The organism is Marivirga sericea (assembly GCF_900177665.1).
Taxonomy (GTDB): domain Bacteria; phylum Bacteroidota; class Bacteroidia; order Cytophagales; family Cyclobacteriaceae; genus Marivirga; species Marivirga sericea.
This window is the reverse complement of sequence record NZ_FXAW01000001.1, coordinates 1,113,212-1,130,952: the sequence shown is the minus strand read 5'-3', so window position 1 is coordinate 1,130,952 and position 17,741 is coordinate 1,113,212. Positions and strand designations below refer to the sequence as shown.

General features: G+C 34.6%; 18 protein-coding genes and 3 tRNA genes. 12 read left to right on the top strand and 9 right to left on the bottom strand.

Going from position 1 to position 17,741, the window contains the following annotated elements; translation table 11 throughout:
- Positions 1-187: 187 nt before the first annotated feature.
- The gene (locus B9Y84_RS04725) at positions 188-2,143 is read left to right on the top strand and encodes an OmpA family protein (RefSeq protein ID WP_245830818.1); all 1,956 of its coding nucleotides are present in this window, start codon (positions 188-190) and stop codon (positions 2,141-2,143) included.
- Here B9Y84_RS04725 and rlmD read toward each other — a convergent pair whose 3' ends face one another.
- Both rlmD and B9Y84_RS04715 read right to left on the bottom strand, forming a co-directional pair.
- Positions 2,144-3,544, bottom strand: coding sequence for a 23S rRNA (uracil(1939)-C(5))-methyltransferase RlmD (rlmD, locus tag B9Y84_RS04720; protein WP_085515919.1), 1,401 nt, complete (start codon positions 3,542-3,544; stop codon positions 2,144-2,146).
- A 327-nt stretch (positions 3,545-3,871) separates the two neighbouring features.
- Positions 3,872-4,486 carry an SH3 domain-containing protein gene (locus tag B9Y84_RS04715; protein ID WP_139827938.1) on the bottom strand — a complete coding sequence of 205 codons (615 nt, stop codon included), beginning with the start codon at positions 4,484-4,486 and terminating at the stop codon, positions 3,872-3,874.
- A 241-nt stretch (positions 4,487-4,727) separates the two neighbouring features.
- Between B9Y84_RS04715 and B9Y84_RS04710 the strand changes: the two genes are divergently transcribed.
- The 3 genes from B9Y84_RS04710 to B9Y84_RS04700 all read left to right on the top strand — a co-directional run bounded on the left by B9Y84_RS04710 (position 4,728) and on the right by B9Y84_RS04700 (position 5,155).
- A tRNA-Lys gene (locus B9Y84_RS04710) sits at positions 4,728-4,800 on the top strand.
- A gap of 127 nt (positions 4,801-4,927) precedes the next feature.
- Positions 4,928-5,000, top strand: a tRNA-Lys gene (locus tag B9Y84_RS04705).
- 71 nt (positions 5,001-5,071) lie between these two features.
- A tRNA-Leu gene (locus B9Y84_RS04700) sits at positions 5,072-5,155 on the top strand.
- A 57-nt stretch (positions 5,156-5,212) separates the two neighbouring features.
- Here the strand turns inward: B9Y84_RS04700 and B9Y84_RS04695 are convergent.
- A complete protein-coding gene (locus tag B9Y84_RS04695; protein WP_085515917.1) occupies positions 5,213-6,583 on the bottom strand; it encodes a cystathionine beta-synthase in 1,371 nt (456 codons plus the stop codon).
- Positions 6,584-6,725: 142 nt separating this feature from the next.
- Here B9Y84_RS04695 and B9Y84_RS04690 point away from each other — a divergent pair, with 142 nt between their 5' ends.
- Both B9Y84_RS04690 and B9Y84_RS04685 read left to right on the top strand, forming a co-directional pair.
- Entirely contained in the window at positions 6,726-7,028 is a 303-nt protein-coding gene (locus B9Y84_RS04690; RefSeq protein WP_085515916.1) for a hypothetical protein, read from the top strand.
- A gap of 57 nt (positions 7,029-7,085) precedes the next feature.
- Positions 7,086-7,376 (top strand): hypothetical protein, encoded by a 291-nt coding sequence (locus B9Y84_RS04685; protein WP_085515915.1) that lies wholly within the window; start codon positions 7,086-7,088, stop codon positions 7,374-7,376.
- On the opposite strand, the gene B9Y84_RS04680 is transcribed toward B9Y84_RS04685, so the two are convergent.
- Genes B9Y84_RS04680 through B9Y84_RS04670 form a run of 3 tightly spaced genes read right to left on the bottom strand, consistent with a single transcriptional unit; the run spans position 7,373 to position 10,405 of the window.
- Positions 7,373-8,302: an aspartate carbamoyltransferase catalytic subunit gene (locus B9Y84_RS04680; RefSeq protein WP_085515914.1), complete on the bottom strand. Its 930-nt coding sequence runs from the start codon at positions 8,300-8,302 to the stop codon at positions 7,373-7,375. The two genes, B9Y84_RS04685 and B9Y84_RS04680, sit on opposite strands and share 4 nt — an antisense overlap.
- Positions 8,299-8,847 carry a bifunctional pyr operon transcriptional regulator/uracil phosphoribosyltransferase PyrR gene (gene pyrR / locus B9Y84_RS04675; RefSeq protein WP_085515913.1) on the bottom strand — a complete coding sequence of 183 codons (549 nt, stop codon included), beginning with the start codon at positions 8,845-8,847 and terminating at the stop codon, positions 8,299-8,301. The genes B9Y84_RS04680 and pyrR overlap by 4 nt, the downstream gene beginning before the upstream one ends.
- Before the next feature lie 31 nt (positions 8,848-8,878).
- Entirely contained in the window at positions 8,879-10,405 is a 1,527-nt protein-coding gene (locus B9Y84_RS04670; protein ID WP_085515912.1) for a hypothetical protein, read from the bottom strand.
- A gap of 130 nt (positions 10,406-10,535) precedes the next feature.
- On the opposite strand from B9Y84_RS04670, the gene polX reads away from it, so the two are divergent.
- Together polX and B9Y84_RS04660 are read left to right on the top strand one after the other, a co-directional pair.
- Positions 10,536-12,248 carry a DNA polymerase/3'-5' exonuclease PolX gene (polX, locus tag B9Y84_RS04665; protein ID WP_085515911.1) on the top strand — a complete coding sequence of 571 codons (1,713 nt, stop codon included), beginning with the start codon at positions 10,536-10,538 and terminating at the stop codon, positions 12,246-12,248.
- A gap of 3 nt (positions 12,249-12,251) precedes the next feature.
- On the top strand, positions 12,252-13,271 hold the full coding sequence (locus tag B9Y84_RS04660) for a glycosyltransferase family 9 protein (protein ID WP_085515910.1): 1,020 nt from the start codon (positions 12,252-12,254) through the stop codon (positions 13,269-13,271).
- Between the two features lies 1 nt (position 13,272).
- On the opposite strand, the gene B9Y84_RS04655 is transcribed toward B9Y84_RS04660, so the two are convergent.
- Positions 13,273-13,620 carry a YraN family protein gene (locus B9Y84_RS04655; protein ID WP_085515909.1) on the bottom strand — a complete coding sequence of 116 codons (348 nt, stop codon included), beginning with the start codon at positions 13,618-13,620 and terminating at the stop codon, positions 13,273-13,275.
- Between the two features lie 59 nt (positions 13,621-13,679).
- Here B9Y84_RS04655 and B9Y84_RS04650 point away from each other — a divergent pair, with 59 nt between their 5' ends.
- From B9Y84_RS04650 to B9Y84_RS04635, 4 genes are all read left to right on the top strand, one after another.
- Positions 13,680-14,675 carry a bifunctional phosphoglucose/phosphomannose isomerase gene (locus tag B9Y84_RS04650; protein WP_176223714.1) on the top strand — a complete coding sequence of 332 codons (996 nt, stop codon included), beginning with the start codon at positions 13,680-13,682 and terminating at the stop codon, positions 14,673-14,675.
- Positions 14,676-14,678: 3 nt separating this feature from the next.
- A complete protein-coding gene (gene lipB, locus B9Y84_RS04645; protein ID WP_085515907.1) occupies positions 14,679-15,401 on the top strand; it encodes a lipoyl(octanoyl) transferase LipB in 723 nt (240 codons plus the stop codon).
- Positions 15,402-15,521: 120 nt separating this feature from the next.
- Positions 15,522-15,923: a hypothetical protein gene (locus tag B9Y84_RS04640; RefSeq protein WP_085515906.1), complete on the top strand. Its 402-nt coding sequence runs from the start codon at positions 15,522-15,524 to the stop codon at positions 15,921-15,923.
- A gap of 61 nt (positions 15,924-15,984) precedes the next feature.
- A complete protein-coding gene (locus B9Y84_RS04635) occupies positions 15,985-16,824 on the top strand; it encodes a substrate-binding periplasmic protein (RefSeq protein ID WP_176223713.1) in 840 nt (279 codons plus the stop codon).
- On the opposite strand, the gene msrB is transcribed toward B9Y84_RS04635, so the two are convergent.
- Together msrB and B9Y84_RS04625 are read right to left on the bottom strand one after the other, a co-directional pair.
- Positions 16,825-17,265, bottom strand: coding sequence for a peptide-methionine (R)-S-oxide reductase MsrB (gene msrB / locus B9Y84_RS04630; RefSeq protein WP_085515904.1), 441 nt, complete (start codon positions 17,263-17,265; stop codon positions 16,825-16,827).
- 206 nt (positions 17,266-17,471) lie between these two features.
- A complete protein-coding gene (locus B9Y84_RS04625; RefSeq protein WP_013452942.1) occupies positions 17,472-17,663 on the bottom strand; it encodes a cold-shock protein in 192 nt (63 codons plus the stop codon).
- Positions 17,664-17,741 lie beyond the last annotated feature (78 nt).

Here is a 17,741-nt window from a genome sequence, read left to right as displayed (position 1 = left end):
ACTATTTCAGCCATTATGGCATTTGAAATCTCTTTTTTATTCGTTTAAATCAAGAGCTTTCCTAATTCAATTGTTATGCCAATAAAATATTTTCTAATTTTGGAATTAAATTAAACGGAAACCCGACATTTTTCGGATATTAAAGTTTAATATACTGACATATTTACCGTAAAACTATCAAATTGTCTTGAAGCACCCTTTTAATTTGTTCTTTTTAATTATAGTGAGCCTGAGTTTTTCTCTAGATCTAGATGCTCAAAATAATCCTCAATTAGATTTTTCTAAGAAGGAAGTAGACGAATTATTTCCTTTCTATTTCCCGAATGTAAATCAAATTAATTTTTATGAAGACGAAAATGCTCTCAATAAAATAAGCAAAGCGCAGCAAGCTAAAAATTGGGAGCGATTTAAAGACTTATTAGAGAACTATGTGAAACAGTTTGCCACGGAAAATTTCTATAAAGATACACGATTGATTTGGCAATTAGCTAAAATGGAAGAGCTGTACGGTGATTTTGAAAAATCAAAGAGTTTATACAGACTTGCCCTAAAACATCATCAAAGCAAAATAGATTTAAGGCAAATGGAGATTTTTCTAGATTCTGTGAAATTGGAGCAGACAGATGATTACGTCCCCATTGACTACTACTATGAACTAGTTGATTTTAGAAAATCTATTGATACGTTAGTTCCCCCTCGAGGTGTTCTTTTGAGTATGGGAAAGCAAATTAATTCTAATATGGAGGACTATGCACCAGCCTTAACTTTAGATAACAAGACTATGATTTTTACTTCCAAAAGAAGCTTAAGTGGTAGTTTATTATCGAGTAATTCGAATGAGGATTTGTATATTGCTAAGCAGGTAGATGGAATGTGGCAAGATGCAATTCAGTTGAGAGATATCAATAGTCGATACAATGAAGGGTCTGCTACTTTAAATGCTGAAGGTGATCAAATTATTTTTGCTAGATGTGGTGCGCCAGATGGTTTTGGTAATTGTGATTTATATGAAACCCATCTTAATGAAGATAGCGTCTGGACGAAAGCTGTTAATTTGGGAGCCAACTTAAATTCCAAAGCTTGGGATTCCCACCCAACTCTTTCTGTGACAGGAGACACCCTTTTTTATGCTTCTGACCGAATTGGAGGATTTGGATTAGCAGACATCTATTTTTCAGTAAGGGGCGAAGACAATAATTGGACAACTGCGAAAAATTTGGGACCAATTGTGAATACCAGAGGTAATGAAGTAAGCCCTTTTATACATCCACGTTATAATATTTTATATTTCAGTTCTAACGGACATTTACTGAATTTTGGAGGCTTTGATATCTACAAATCTAATGCGAAATCTTTTCTCTGGGATGAACCTAAAAATATTGGACCTTTAATCAATACTGAAGGGGATGAGTATTACTTTACGATAGATTCTGAGTCAGAGGACTTATTTTACGCGGGCTCATCTTCCATGAGAAGCCGTAATTTGGACTTGTTTTCATTTCCATTGCCGATGGAAGCTATGCCAGGAGCAGACACCAAGGTTTCTGGTATAGTTACCGATACAGTACAAGGTCAACCTTTCAGGGGGATTGTTTCTATTGTAGATATAGAAAATGGTATTGAGATAGCACCAAAATTCACAAGAGAAGACGGAAGTTTTGAATTCAATTTGATAAATAACGCTAACTACGTCATGGTAGTGCAATCTGATAAACTTTTCAGAATTGAGGAGATGTTTTTTCTGTCAGGTGACACTGTTATGAATAGAAATATTGATCCAATATCTAGTAAAATTAGATTTAAATCAATTGAATTTGAAAAGAACTCTGCTAAGTTACGACCTGACATGTATAGTGATTTGGATAAGGTGGTTGATTTTTTACTTGATTATCCAGAATTTAAATTGAAAATATCAGGGCACACGGATTCTTCAGGTGATGAATTGCGAAATAAATCACTTTCCCAAGAACGTGCAGATGCGATCAGAGATTATATCATTATTCTTCATCCTATAGAAGAAGATAGGGTAGTGGCAGAAGGTTATGGAAACAGTAGGCCTGTGGTGCAAGATGAAGAAACAGATGATGATAGAAGGTTAAATAGGAGGGTAGAATTTGAAATCTACCGCCCTAAGTCTGATTAATTATTTTAATTCCAGTAATACAACATTCTCCACATGATGTGTTTGCGGAAACATATCTACCGGCTGTATCGCACTTACTTTATATTTTTCATCTAATAGCGCTAGATCTCGTGCTTGAGTGGCAGGATTACAACTCACATAAACTATCTTTTTCGCCCCAATATTCAACAGCGTATTAATAACATCTGGATGCATTCCTGCTCTTGGTGGATCAGTTATAATCACATCTGCTTTTCCATGCTGAGCTAAAAATTCGCCATTGAAGATATCTTTCATATCTCCTGCAAAAAATTCGGTATTGGTAATATGGTTCAACTGCGAATTTACTTTCGCATCTTCAATGGCTTCAGGTACATATTCCACACCAATAACTTTTTTTGCGCTCTTGGCTATGAAGTTAGCTATGGTCCCGGTTCCAGTGTACAGATCGTAGACAATTTCCTCTCCACTTAAATCAGCAAAACTTCTAGCTACTTTGTACAATTCATACGCTTGATCTGAATTGGTTTGGTAGAAGGATTTGGGACCAATTTTAAACTCCAAGCCTTCCATTTCTTCTAAAATGTGATCTTTTCCGTAAAAAACTTCTACATCCAAGTCATGAAATGTTTCATTGCCCTTTTGATTTAAAATATACAGTAGCGAAGTGATTTCGGGAAAACTTTCTTTAATATGATTAAGCATCATATTCAGCCATTTTTCATTTTCTTCAGCAACTTGCAAGATAACCATGGTCTGACCAGTAGAAGTGGTTCTGATAATTAAGTTTCTTAAAAAGCCAACCTGCTTAATTAAATTGAAATATGTGATATGATGATCTTTTGCAAATCGGTCAACGGAATTGCGAATAGCATTTGAAGGATCAGCTTGTAAATAGCATTTTTCAATTTGAACTATTTTATCAAATCTCTTAGGGATATGAAAACCCAGTGCATCATTTTCAAATTCTTCACCAGAAGCTATTTCCTCAGTTGTTAGCCATCTATTGTTGGAGAATGTATACTCCATTTTATTTCTATAGAAAGTTGTGTTTTGAGAACCCAGAATGGCGTTGATTTCGGGTAATTCAACTTTAGCGATTCGCTCTAGGGAATCTTTTACTTGCTGGCTTTTGAATCCTAATTGATCATCATAGCTCAAATGTTGCCATTTGCAACCCCCGCAAACTCCATAGTGACTGCAGAATGGGTCTACTCTTAAGTCTGACTTCTTATGAAATTTAATTGCGCTTCCTTCTAGAAAGCTTTTCTTTTTCTTATGCACTCTAACATCAATGATATCACCGGGTGCAGTTCCTGCAACAAAAACGACCTTGTCTTTATAGTAGCCTAAGGCTTTGCCCTCAGAGGCAATTTTTTCAATCTCTAACTCCTCTATAATTGGATGCGGTTTTCTTCCCATAGCCCGCAAAATTAGCCTATTATTCTTGAAGCGAAAAGCCAGATTGCAGAATAAATAGTTCTCAAGGAGTATAATTTATGTAGATTTCCTAGATCAATTAATATTTACTAATTGTAGTGACGCCCGCATACGTGCAATTTTTTCTGAGGAGATTGTTGGGAATTTTTAAGATAGACACTTTTAAAAGAAGAGGGTAGAAAATTGAGGAAATCAATTAGGAAAGTATAAAGTTTCAGTAAACTTTTTTAAAATTTGTTTCTTAACATGGACCACCTACATTGATGTTTATTCTAGAAATCAATTGTGAAAAATATAGAAGTCTAGTGCTTAAAGTTTTTTAATTTGTGATGTCTTGATATAAGCTTTTTTATTTTCAAAAGTTATTTTGCTCCAAACATCAACTTCTTGATTCACTTGAATTTTGGCTGGCACAGTTACTTTATCTACTAAATTAGCACCTGAGGATGGGCCTTCTAACAAATAACTAGGAGTCTCAGTGATAATGGCTTCCGATTTTCCCTCATAGTTGTTAAGAAAACCCAACACTAAGAGGGGTAGAGAGGCGAGCACAAAATAATTCCTCTTTTTATGAGTCGAGTCTCTATTTTTAATCATCATGCCTAATCCAAAGATGATGATTATTGAGAAAAATGATTGAAAATGGATTTTCCAATCTTTATAAAATAAATCAGCTTTATATGTAAGTCCATAATCAAAACCTACTGTATTTTTATTCTCTGAAGTCTTTTTTAAATAATCAATGACTTTTTCGTCTTTAGTGATTTGATAATAATTTTCAAGATAATAAATAGATTTACCATCATTCCCCATACCTTCTTCAATCCTAGCTAGCTTTAACAGCATAGCTGGGCTTGTATTTCCTGCATTATAGATTTTTTCATAAATTTTTATTGCACTTATATACTGCTTTTTTTCATACAAAGAATCAGCCTTAACTAATTCCTTTTCAAGGGACTGCGTATGTCCGACTGTTGTGATCAAGAGAAGAAGAGTAATGGATGAAAACAGAAATTTGAACTTTAGCATTTGCATTTTATTAATTAGTACTTACCTTTGCAACGCAATTAAGGAAAACGACACCTTAAAAGCAATAAAAACGCTCGGAACTCAATACTATTGAGTTGACTAATTAAGAGATTTAGTTAAGAGATATTTTTTTATTGACTCGCTAGCTCAGCTGGTAGAGCATATCCCTTTTAAGGATAGGGTCTTGGGTTCGAACCCCAAGCGAGTCACATTGCACAGGAATTAATTTTTTTAATTCTTGTGAATTTTGCCGTTCTTCCAAAACAGTTTGGCAAAAATCTAGTTTTAGAAGCTCTGATTGATTGAATTAGAGCATTTTTTTTCTTAAAAAATTTTGACTCGCTAGCTCAGCTGGTAGAGCATATCCCTTTTAAGGATAGGGTCTTGGGTTCGAACCCCAAGCGAGTCACTTTAAAGAACCTGTCTGTTGCAAAATGGATAGGTTTTTTAGTTTTAGGATGTATATTTGTCAGGTGATATGCGCACGTGGTGAAATTGGTAGACACGCCACCTTGAGGGGGTGGTGGGCGCAAGCCCGTGGAAGTTCGAATCTTCTCGTGCGCACAAAAAAGGCTGTGAAATTAGATTTAACAGCCTTTTTTTATTTAAAAAATGTTATCCTTAATCAGCAAATGCCATAAGCAAATCTTGTTTAGTGATGATGTGTGCTTCATTATTATCATCTAAGACCATTAGAGCTTTGTCCCCGTGATTCATCATAGATGAAATTGTATCCACAGTTGTATTCAATGCAATGAATTTGAATGGATCATCCATTATGTCAGAAATTGGCTTCCCTTTTAATTCTGGGTTCTCTACTAGCTTATTTAGTAGTTGAGTATCAGAAATACTTCCCACAAATTCTCCTGCAGTAGTAACCGGCAATTGAGAAATGGATAATTCATCTAGCAGTTTCACTACTTCACCAATTTTTTGATCACTTTCGATGCTGATCAACTTGTAATTATGACCTCTTTTCTTTACAATATTTTTCGCAGTTGCATAATCGTTATTCTCTAGAAAACCATGATCGCGCATCCAATCATCATTATAAATTTTACCTAAATAGCGAGTACCGTGATCTGGTAAAATGATCACCATCACATCATCTTCTTTTAGATGTTCTTCGGCATACTCTAGTGCGCCATGCACAGCTGAGCCACAAGACCATCCACAGAACAAGCCTTCTTCTCTAGCCAATCTTCGCGTCATGATAGCACCATCCTTGTCCGTAACTTTCACAAAATGATCGATCATGGCGAAATCAACATTTTTTGGTAAAATATCTTCTCCAATCCCTTCTGTCAAATAAGGGTAAATCTCTTTCTCATCAAATTTGCCTGTCTCTTTGTATTTTTTGAATACAGAACCGTAGGAATCAATTCCTACACTTACAATTTCATGATTTTGTTCTTTCAAATACCTAGATGTTCCGCACATTGATCCTCCTGTTCCAACTCCTGCTGCCCAGTGGGTTATTTTACCCTCAGTTTGTTCCCAAATTTCTGGACCTGTCGTTTCGTAATGCGCCCTTGAGTTAGACATATTATCGTATTGATTAGGATAGATGGAATTAGGTGTTTCTTCATGTATCTTTTTTGCAACTGAATAATAAGAGCGAGGATCATCTGGGCTCACATTTGTTGGGCAAACGATTACCTCTGCGCCTACCGCACGCAAAATATCCATTTTCTCTTTAGACTGTTTGTCAGCAAGAGTAAAGACACATTTGTATCCTTTAGCAATACCGGCTAATGCCAAACCCATCCCTGTATTGCCAGAAGTTCCTTCAACTATGGTTCCTCCTGGCTTAAGTGTTCCTTCTTTTTCCGCATCTTCAATCATTTTAATTGCCATGCGGTCTTTCATGGAGTTTCCTGGATTGAAATATTCAACTTTTACCAAGATGGTTCCTGGAATCCCTTTGTTAACCTTGTTTAATTTCACCAAAGGAGTATTTCCAATGGTCTCTATTATAGAGTTGTAGTACATTATTCTTTGAGTTTTCTTTTTTTGCAAAGTTAGTTATTTAAAATCAGCATTGAAATGTGACGTATGTAATATTCATAATCTTTTAGGAAGAACAGTGTCTATACTTGTGGCGTTATTTGTATTGTAATTAAAAATTAAAGCTATGCAAAACCTTAACCCACAAATTCAATTTAAAATTAACGAGATATCTGAATACGGATACAACAACAATTTTCAGTTTGAGAATGGAGAACTTGTACTTAGAAAAGAAGAAGAAGACCATCAGATCGAAAAGCATTATGTTGCTGAGCAGGTTTCTGTAGAAGCCGAGTATTTATATGAGGACAAAGGTTCTGCTGTAATTACTTTCATGACCAATGATGGCGAATTAGGGTATGCTATTGATACTATGAATTCATCAGGTCAATTTCCTCTAATAAATTATTTTGAAGCTATCGAAGATTAATCTTGCTTAACAATCTTTGTTCGAATCCGTAACTTAAAGTAAATCAAAAGTAAGTTTATGGACGCAATGAAAACAGTAGCTCAAAAGATAGAAGAATTGAAAATTGAAGGTTATACTGAAAATTTTTTCTTTGAAGAGGGTAAATTGAAGACCGAAGATGATTCTTTTGATATAAAAGATATCAAAGAAGTGAAGGAATATAGGTTTGAGGGCAAATCTAATCCTGATGATTTATCGATACTTTACCAGATTAGCACTTCAGATGGCAAGAAGGGGACAATCGCAGATGGATTTGGTCCTAACGCAAATCAAGAGTTAACAGAATTTATATTACAGGCAGAATCTTAATTCTGCCTTTTTTGTGCCAATAAGTAAAGAACAGCCATCCTAATAGCAACACCATTTTCCACTTGATTCAAAATAATGGACTGTTTGGAATCAGCCACGTCACTACTAATTTCTACTCCTCGATTGATCGGACCCGGATGCATGACGATTATTTCTTTTCCTATGCTATCTAGTAATTTTTTATTTACTCCATAGTAGAGTGAATATTCTCTTAATGATGGAAAATATTTGAGTTGCTGTCTTTCTAATTGAATTCGAAGAATGTTGGCAACATCACACCACTCCAAAGCTTCCTTTACGTCCCAACTAACAGCAACTCCCAACTCAGAAATATATTTTGGCAGGAGGGTTGCAGGTCCACAAACTAATACCTCAGCGCCTAGCTTTTTCAATGCGTAAATGTTTGACAATGCGACTCTTGAGTGTAATATGTCTCCAATGATTGCAACTTTCTTCCCTTTCAGATCTTGAATTTGCTCACGTATTGAATAAGTATCCAGTAATGCCTGCGTAGGATGTTCGTGAGTTCCGTCACCTGCATTAACTATATTGGCTTCAATATGTCTTGATAGAAAGTGAGCAGCACCGGCACTTGAATGCCTCATTACGACCATATCTACTTTCATTGATAGAATATTGTTGACAGTATCTAATAGCGTTTCGCCTTTCTTTACGGAGCTATTTGAAGATGAAAAATTAACTACATCAGCAGATAGTCGCTTTTCCGCTAGTTCGAAGGATAGTTTAGTTCGAGTAGAGTTTTCAAAAAATATATTTGCAATGGTGATATCTCGAAGGGAGGGGACTTTCTTAATGGGTCGATTTATAACTTCTTTGAAATGGTCGGCAGTTTGAAAAATCAATTGAATATCATCTGCAGTTAAGTCTTTGATACCCAATAAATGCTTTACACTTAAATTTGTCATTTTTCTTCGTTTGTCACTAACCAGATTTTATCATTTTCAGCGCCTTGGTCTGTCCATTCAACTAAAACCCTTTGAGTTTTAATAGTATTCACTCTTCTTCCTACGTAGTCAGGTTGAATCGGTAAGTCTCTTGTGTATTTTCGATCAATGAATGTAAGAAGCTCAACTAATTTTGGTCTTCCAAAAGCAATCATAGCATCTAAAGCGGCTCGGACTGTACGTCCCGTAAAAAGCACGTCATCAATTAAGACCACCTTTTTGTCCTCTATAATGAAGGGTATTTTTGTTGCATTTGCTTTAAGAGGAGTGTCTCTTCTCCTAAAATCATCACGATAGAAGGTGGTGTCTAACAATCCTAACGGAAGATCTTTATTAAGCCGTTGATTTAATCTCGTCTGAATTCTTTGAGCTAAAAAAATACCCCTAGGTTGAAGTCCTATTAAGACAGTCTCTTGAAAATCTTTGTGATTTTCAATTAACTCTTCCACTAACCTATTAATGGTAATTTGAACTAGATCGGTATCTAAAATCAGACGTTTTTCCATGGCGCTGTCGCAAAGATAGTAAACTGGGGAATTATTCGACCACGATTTTATTGATAAAAAATACTTTTCTATTCAATTTTATATTTTCGTCTTTAAGGTTTTTCACTCTATTTACACCAAATGCATAAAAATTATTTCCATACCATTGTTTGAGGCCTTCTAGTTCCTCATTGTTACTTTTCATTTCGTCACTTTCATGCATTAGTTTCAAGCTTTCTGTAAACTTACCTTCAATAATTTCACGTCCCTTTATGACTTTAATTTTAAGTTCTTGATTAAAGAGGTAAAGCATTACAATTTCGTTTTCAAGAAAAGCTAGATGGACATGTTCTTCCAATTGAAAACTTTTTAAGTCGTTGATTTCAAAGCTATTATCCCATAGTAATTTGCCGTCATCATCAAAAGCAATGATCACCGCATGTGTATATTTATAGCCGTCAAATCTTTGAGTAGACATATTATTGAAAACTGCATCATATGTATAAGAAGAATAGCCATAACCACTGGTGCGGTTTGTATAAGTTGGGAAGTAAGCTTCTCCAATCAAAATGTTTTGATCCCCCTGCTTCACTATATCTTGGACAAATAATCTGTAGCTAAACTTAAGCCTTTTTCCCTTTACTTTTTTTCTTGCAATTCGCTTCATTACTCTGTTTTTGCGCCCCTCCCTCATGTAATTGAAAAAATTTTCCAGATTTGCGTAGTTGTAGTATCTGATTTTATCTTGGCTTTGTCTTTCTATATCGGCAACGTAGATACCTCTGGAAGTCTCGGTTCTTCTTTTAATTGAGTATGTTCCTGCAAGTAAATTTCCTCCCTCACTGCTGTTAATCACTCGTCCATCCGTTAAACTTAAGCCTTCATTTGCTTCTAAAGACTCAGTAAAAATTGATTCTCCCATAGTGCTGAAGGCTCTTACCGTTATTCCATAGCGTTTATCAGGAAGGCGATCAGAAGTGATGATTCTGACCCAATCATCCTCAGTTTTAGTCACGATTTGCAGTAATTTACTCCGATCATTATAGAAACCAGGCAAGACAACTCCTCTCTTGGCAGTAAAGTTGTACATCATAACAACAGTTCTCATATTGACATTTCCACCGAAAACAACTGCATCGTTTTTCACTTCAAACTCGGTTAGGTTAATAGGGACTACATTTTCGTAAACATAGGACTTGAAGGTATCACTGTTAACTGAAAAAGTGAGGAATAGCATGTCTTCTGCATATTCATACCCTTCTTGAAAAAGCATCACGAATTTCTCATTGTCATAGCTATAACCTTTTAAGGAGAATCGTTTATCAATTATAACTTCGCTTTTATTGATTACTTGGAGACTTGTGTCTAGTCTAATTATTTCCCAGATAGATTCATTATTTTCTGTTTTTTCGTCCATTTCTTTGAATAGGAATAAGCCATCCTCTTTTGCCGAAATGATATAATATTCATCATTAAAATTATCTATTTCAATTTCATATCTTAAAGGCTGTGATATTTGGCCATATACTGAAAAGCCATTCAGAATTAAAATTAGGGGTAGTATAAATTTAAATTTCATAGAAAAAGTTAATAATATTAGATTTTCATTGCTAACATATGTTCTATTGTTTTGTTAAAAACAAAAAATAGGGAATCTATCCATTCTCCTTCTCAATATATCCTTTAATTTTACAAAAAATCAAGAAGCTTTGGAAAATAAACAAATAATAAAAATTTTGAAAAATACTGCCAAACTTTTGGAGTTGCATGGCGAGAATGATTTTAAAGTTAAAAGCTACCAGTCTGCTATCAATAGTTTGGAAAGGCATAACCAAAGTCTTGCAGTGATGGATATTGTTGAACTTCAAGAAATTGAGGGTGTTGGCAAAAGTTTAGCTCAGTCGATTTATGACATTAATGAGCAAGGTTCTTTCGAGCTTTTTGATGATTTAAGCGCTAAAACGCCAAATGGGATTTTGGAGATGATGCAGCTGAGCGGATTTGGACCTAAGAAAATAAAGCTGATTTGGGAGGAATTGGAAATCGATAATCTTGAAGATTTATTAATTGCTTGCCAGGAAAATAAAATTGCAGCATTAAAAGGATTTGGCAAAAAGACTGAAGTTAAGCTGCAAGAAGCAGTAGAGTTTAAATTGAGTTGGAGAGGGTATATTCATTACCGTGAAGCTTTGCAAGTGGCGCAAAACCTTATAGAAAGTTTAAAGGGTTTAGATGGAGTAGCTGAAGCATCCGTTACTTCAGATTTAAGAAGGAAAATGGAAGTCATAAAGCCATTGGAAATCTTAGTAGTAGCTGAACAAAAAGCGAAGATCATCCAGTTTATTTCTAAAGGGGAAGACTTTGAGCTAGACAAGAAAAATTCCGGCCCCTTAAGCATAAAATTTACTTATAAGCCTGCTAAGGCTGAGGTTAACCTTATTTTTACCTCTCAAGAGCACTTTGTAAATGATTTATTTAGGACAACTGCTCATCCAAAACATTTGAATGCGGAATTGGGAAATGGAAAATCATTGAATCATATTTTGAAGGAAAAACAATATGCTTCAGAAGAAGAGATTTACAAGGCAGTCGACTTCCCGTTTATCTTTCCAGAATTAAGAGAGGGCATGTGGGAATTAGAATGGGCAAAAGAAAAGAAAATTCCTGAGTTAGTTGAAATGAGTGACTTAAAAGGAATTTTGCATAATCATAGTACTTATAGCGATGGCAAAAATTCTTTGCAGGAAATGGCTCAATATTGTAAGGATTTAGGATATGAATATTTAGGAATTAGTGACCACAGCAAGACTGCTTCTTATGCCAATGGGTTGCAAGAATTTAGAGTCATAAAACAGCAAGAGGAAATTGAGGAACTTAATGAAAAGCTTGCGCCTTTTAAAATCTTTAAAGGAATTGAATCAGACATCTTAAATGATGGTTCTTTGGATTATGCTGATGAAGTCCTTCAAAGTTTTGATTTTGTAGTTTCTTCTATTCATTCCCCCTTAAGTATGGATGAAAAGACTGCGACCAACAGATTGATAAATGCAATAGCTAATCCTTTTACAACTATTTTAGGTCATCCAACTGGAAGGTTATTACTTCAAAGAAAAGGTTATCCGGTAAATCATAGAGCAGTAATAGACGCATGTGCTGAATATGGAGTAGTGATAGAAATTAATGCACACCCCTGGCGTCTGGATTTAGATTGGCGATATGTTAGATATGCCTTAGATAAAGGTGTCGAGATTTCAATTAATCCTGACGCTCACGAAACAAATGGCTATCACGATATGTATTATGGGCTCTGTATTGGTAGAAAAGCAGGTTTAACGGCTAAGGAGACCTTTAATGCTAAGAGTTTAGAAGAAATTTCCAAATATTTTGATGACCGTAAGAAGTCAGCACTTTTAAAATTATAAAATTTGAAAAAAGTTAAAAAAGTACTAATTCTTAGATTTTCCTCTATCGGTGATATTGTGTTGACCACTCCTGTCATTAGAGCTATTAAGTTACAGCTTGCTGATGTTGAGGTGCATTTTGCGACCAAGACAAGCTTTGCAGATATGCTAGAAAACAATCCTTACGTGGATAAGGTACACCAACTGGAGGATAGTTTAAGCGATTTAGTTACGCAGCTAAAATTGGAAAAATTTGATTACATAGTTGATCTTCACAATAATTTGAGAACCAAAATCATCAAGTTGAGATTAAATAAACCATCAAAAGCTTTCCATAAATTAAATTGGGAAAAATGGTTGATGGTAAATATGAAAGTCGATAAGCTGCCAAATCAACATATAGTAGATCGCTATTTAGAAGCAGCTTCAGAATTAGGTGTTAAAAAAGATCAGTTTGGGTTAGATTATTTTATTCCTGAAAAAGATGAGGTAGAGAAGGATTGGCTACCTGAGACTCACCAACAAGAGTATGTAGCTTATGTTATAGGAGCCCAGTACAATACCAAAAAGCTGCCGTTTAATCGTATGATAGAGCTATGTGATAAAATCAACAAACCCATAATCTTAGTGGGAGGTGCTGATGATGCAGAAATGGGGGATGAAGTGGAGAAGTTTTTTGAACAAACAAAGCATTCAGCCCCGTATGAGGAAAAGCTAACAGAGATGGGGAAAAAAGCAAAGATTTTTAATGCCTGTGGGAAATTTAACTTGAACCAGTCTGCATCTTTGGTGAAAAATGCCACCTATGTTTTTACTCATGATACAGGTCTGATGCATATTGCTGCAGCCTTTAAGAAAAATATTTTTTGTATCTGGGGTAATACCATCCCTATGTTTGGGATGTATCCTTATAAAACAAAGTTTACTATACTGGAAAATACAAAGGTAAATTGCAGACCGTGCTCAAAAATAGGTTTTCAGAAATGTCCTAAAGATCATTTTGATTGCATGAATAAAATTGTATTTGATTTTTGGTTACCTTAGGTTAATAGAAGGCGTCTTCGATGTGCAGATATTTAGCTGGTTCATTTAGTTTTATACTGAGAATGTCAAAGCGAATATCTTTTTGCCAATTTATTGCATAAATATAATTTTCTGCCGCTTCCATTAATTTATCAATTTTGGATTGATTGACCCGTTCTTCGGGATAACCATGATTAAAAGAATTCAAAGTTTTGACTTCAATGAAAATGAGTAAATTCTGATGCAATGCAATTATGTCAATTTCGGCTCTTTTGAATCGATAATTTCGCTCCAAAATCTCATATCCTTTCGATTCTAAAATATTTACGGCAAAATCTTCACCTTTGTCACCTATTTTTTTTGTATTCACGCGTATGGTATCAATCTAATATTATATTTGTAAATTAATAAAACGAACTTAATATCACTGTGATAAATTTAATAAAAACTTTTCCTGCCCAATTGAGAGAAGCGCTGGAATTAGCAAAACAAATCAACTCTTCTGATATATCAAAAGCTGATATTCAACATATAGCTATTAGTGGAATGGGAGGCTCTGGAATTGGAGTAAATCTTGTGAAAAGTATAGTGGAGGATTATTGTAACCTTCCCATTACTTTGGTTCAAGGTTATAATCTTCCTTTTTGGGTAAATAGCAGTACCTTATTTATAGCTTGCTCTTATAGTGGAAACACCGAAGAAACTTTAACTTTGCTAGATCATGCGAGGAAGAAAACTAAGCACATCTTTTCTATTACGACTGGCGGAAAGCTGAAAGAGATTTCTGATCAAGAGAATTTTCCACAATATAATTTTTCAGGAGAGTCAGGAAGTCCGCGTGCGGGTCTAGCGTATCCTTCTGTGGCAATATTAATGTTGTTGTACAAATTAGGGTATTGCAAAGAACTGCAAGTTTCAGATGAATTGAAAGCTAGTGTAGCGCTACTGGAGGAGTATCAAGAATATATCCAAAAAGAGGCAAAGAGTATTGCTAAAGATATTCATGGCTATTTCACATTTCTATATGCCGATCAGAAGTTTTTTCCTGCAGTATTGCGCTTTCAACAGCAATTGGCAGAAAATAGCAAGCAGCTTTCACATGCAAATGTTTTTCCAGAATTAAATCATAATGAATTAGTGGGATGGGTGTTTCCAAAAGAGCATATCAAGAAATCGAAAGCTATAATTTTGCGTTCCGATTTTGACCATAAAAGAAATCAAAAAAGGATGGATATTAGTAAATCCATCATTAAGGATAAGGCAGAAGTGTTGGAACTTCATGCAAAGGGTAAAAGCTTCAGTCAGCAATTATATTATTTTATTCATTTGATAGATTGGATTAGTTTTTATTTAGCAGAGGAAAACCAAATTGATCCATTCCCTGTTAAAAGTATAGATTTTTTAAAAAATAAATTAGCAGAATAGGTAGTGAATTTTAAGCTAAACAAAAGTACAAAAGTTCTCTCATTAGGAATGATGGATTATAAGGAAGCTTGGGACTACCAAGAAGAGTTATTTTTGCAAACCATTGAAATCAAAACAGCCAACAGGAAAATAGAGGAAAATGATCATCAAATTACTCCTAATTATTTGATTTTGTTGGAGCATCCGCATGTTTACACATTAGGAAAAAGTGGTTCAGAAGAGCACTTACTTTTAGATGAGAGAGGCCTGAAAGAAAAGAAAGCAACGTATTATAAAATTAACAGGGGAGGGGATATTACCTATCATGGACCTGGTCAAATCGTAGGGTATCCCATACTTGATCTAGATAATTTCTTTACTGATATTCATAAATATTTAAGATTGTTGGAGGAAGCGGTAATACTGACCTTGAACGAATATGGGATCGAATCAGGGCGGATAAAAGGGTTAACGGGCGTTTGGATAGACTATGAAGAAGGTGCTGAGAATCCACGTAAGATATGTGCTTTAGGTGTTAAGTCTAGTCGTTGGGTAACCATGCATGGCTTTGCTTTTAATGTGAACACAGATCTTAATTATTTCAAAAATATTATTCCTTGTGGAATCGATGATAAGGCAGTTACATCCATGGAAGCAGAGCTTGGTGAAAAGCAAGATATGTTTGAGGTTAGTGATAAATTAAAGAAGCATATAGCTAATTTATTTGAAATGAAGCTATTAGAATAAAGGCTGAGTTTAGAATCTAATTTTAAGCGCGAATACTATCCAAATAAGTCGAATTATAATCACAGTTTTTACGGGTTAATATAAAGGATATAATTATAAAATGATATAAATCAACTATTTATGAAAAAAGACATTGATTTTTCTACTGCTACAGGTGTTGAACTAGTTGTGACTAAAATTGAAAAAGAAGGACAAGCTCTATGGGATGTCTATTTGATTAATAAAAATCATATTGAGTTAGAGACTGTCCTGATTACCTCTAAAGGCTATGGTACTATTGAGGGAGAAACCAAAGAAACGTCAATTTTGAGACACAAGATTGGGAAAGTTGAAGAGCAGAGTTACGCTAGAATTGAACCTATTCAGCCAGAACTATTTCAACTCAACAATGAATATTGGGTAAGCTACTACATCCTTAATCAGATCTTTGATAAGAAATTTGTCTTTGTGCCTGATTCCATTCAAAAAGAGAATCTTCAATATATTCCAGAACTGGATTTAATGGGAATTAGACACGCTTAAATTTAATCTTGATATTACCTGTACATTTCATTATATTTAGTCGTTTGAAAACTATATGATTATGAAATTCTATTCTTCCTTATTTACTTTTTTAGTTGTGTTTAACATCTCAATAGGGTTTAGTCAGATAACTGGCAGCAGTTGGTCAACTGTCAAGAATGCTGGAAAAGGTGATTTAACTTGCGTTTATTATGAGACGCCAGGGCTAGTATTTGAAGAGAACGGCAAAATGCAGGGAGTATGCATTGATATAATGAATGAATTTAAAGCTTATGTTAGCGAAAAGCATAATGTATCGCTTAATTTCAGGTTTGAAAAGAAGATTCCTGTCTTTACCGATTTTATAAATACGGTAAGAAAAAGTAAGGATATAATGGGAGTTTGCAACACCAGCATTACGAGCGAGCGTAAAAACTACCTTGGTTTTAGCCCTTCCTATATGAATAATCCTTCTGTTCTATTATCAAATCAAAATGCTGAAACATTACGAGATTTTTCCGATATGTCATCAAATTTTGAAGGATACAAGGCAGTGATTATAAAAGGCTCAACCCATGAACAATATTTAAAGACAATAGCAAGTGAGTATTTCCCTAACTTAACCATTGAATATGCTAATTCGGGTAGTGAAGTCAATGCCAAACTAAGAAGCGATGCTAAATATTTTACTTTAATTGACTTCACCGAATATTTCGATGCTGTTAGAAAGAAAATGAACGTTACCAGACATCCAGTTCCTTTAAATGAATTAGAGGATCAGCTTGGCTTTATTTTTCCCAAAGGAAGTGATTGGCAATTAATATGGAAAGAATTCCTTACTCCTGAATTTAAGGAAAGTGTCACATACAAAAAGATTGTTGCTGATAATCTAGGAACTGCTTTTGTAAATCTAATCAGATAGTTAATGTTTAAGTTTTATCGATGCCGAATTAATGCAGTATCGCAGTCCTGTAGGTTCTGGTCCATCGGGAAAAACATGGCCTAAATGTGCATCACAAATATTGCATAATACTTCAACTCGAACCATCCCAAAACTTTCGTCTTTTTCGTATTTGATTACGTTATTTTCAAAGGGTTCAGTAAAACTAGGCCAACCTGAACTTGAATCAAACTTGAGTGTAGAATCAAATAAGGTAGTATCACAACACCTACAAGCGTACTGGCCTGCTTCATGAGCTTCACAATATTCCCCTGAGAAGGCTCGCTCTGTGCCTTTCTTTCTAGCAACCTGATACTCTTCCACTGTAAGAATAGATTTCCACTCATCATCCGTTTTTTCAATCCTCTTTGGTGGCTCAGGGCTGCCATTATTTGCGAATTTGATTACATCGTTCCAGTTCATATCTAAAGTTTTTCTTGTGCTTATTTAACTCAATGTAATTTCCTATGTTTAGATAAATTGAATTTATCTCTCAGTATTAAATCTACTCTGGGCTCTTTATCAGGTTTTGGATTTGAAATAGTTGTAATATATAGGCATAAAAAAAGGTTTCTCAAATCTGAGAAACCTTAATTCAATTAAATGATCTTAAAATGTATATTTATCAATTAAGCTAATTTCACATTCACTGCATTTAAACCTTTTTTTCCGTCTTGAAGTTCGTAAACTACTTCATCATTTTCTCTAATGTCATCAATTAGACCTGATACATGTACGAAATAATCTTGTTGTGTGCTTTCGTCAATAATAAATCCAAATCCTTTTGAATCATTAAAGAATTTTACTGTTCCTTTATTCATTATAATAATTTTAATTTTCACAAAGCTACTTCTTTTATTTTCAATAACTATGGCTTTGTATATTTAATTTGTAATGAA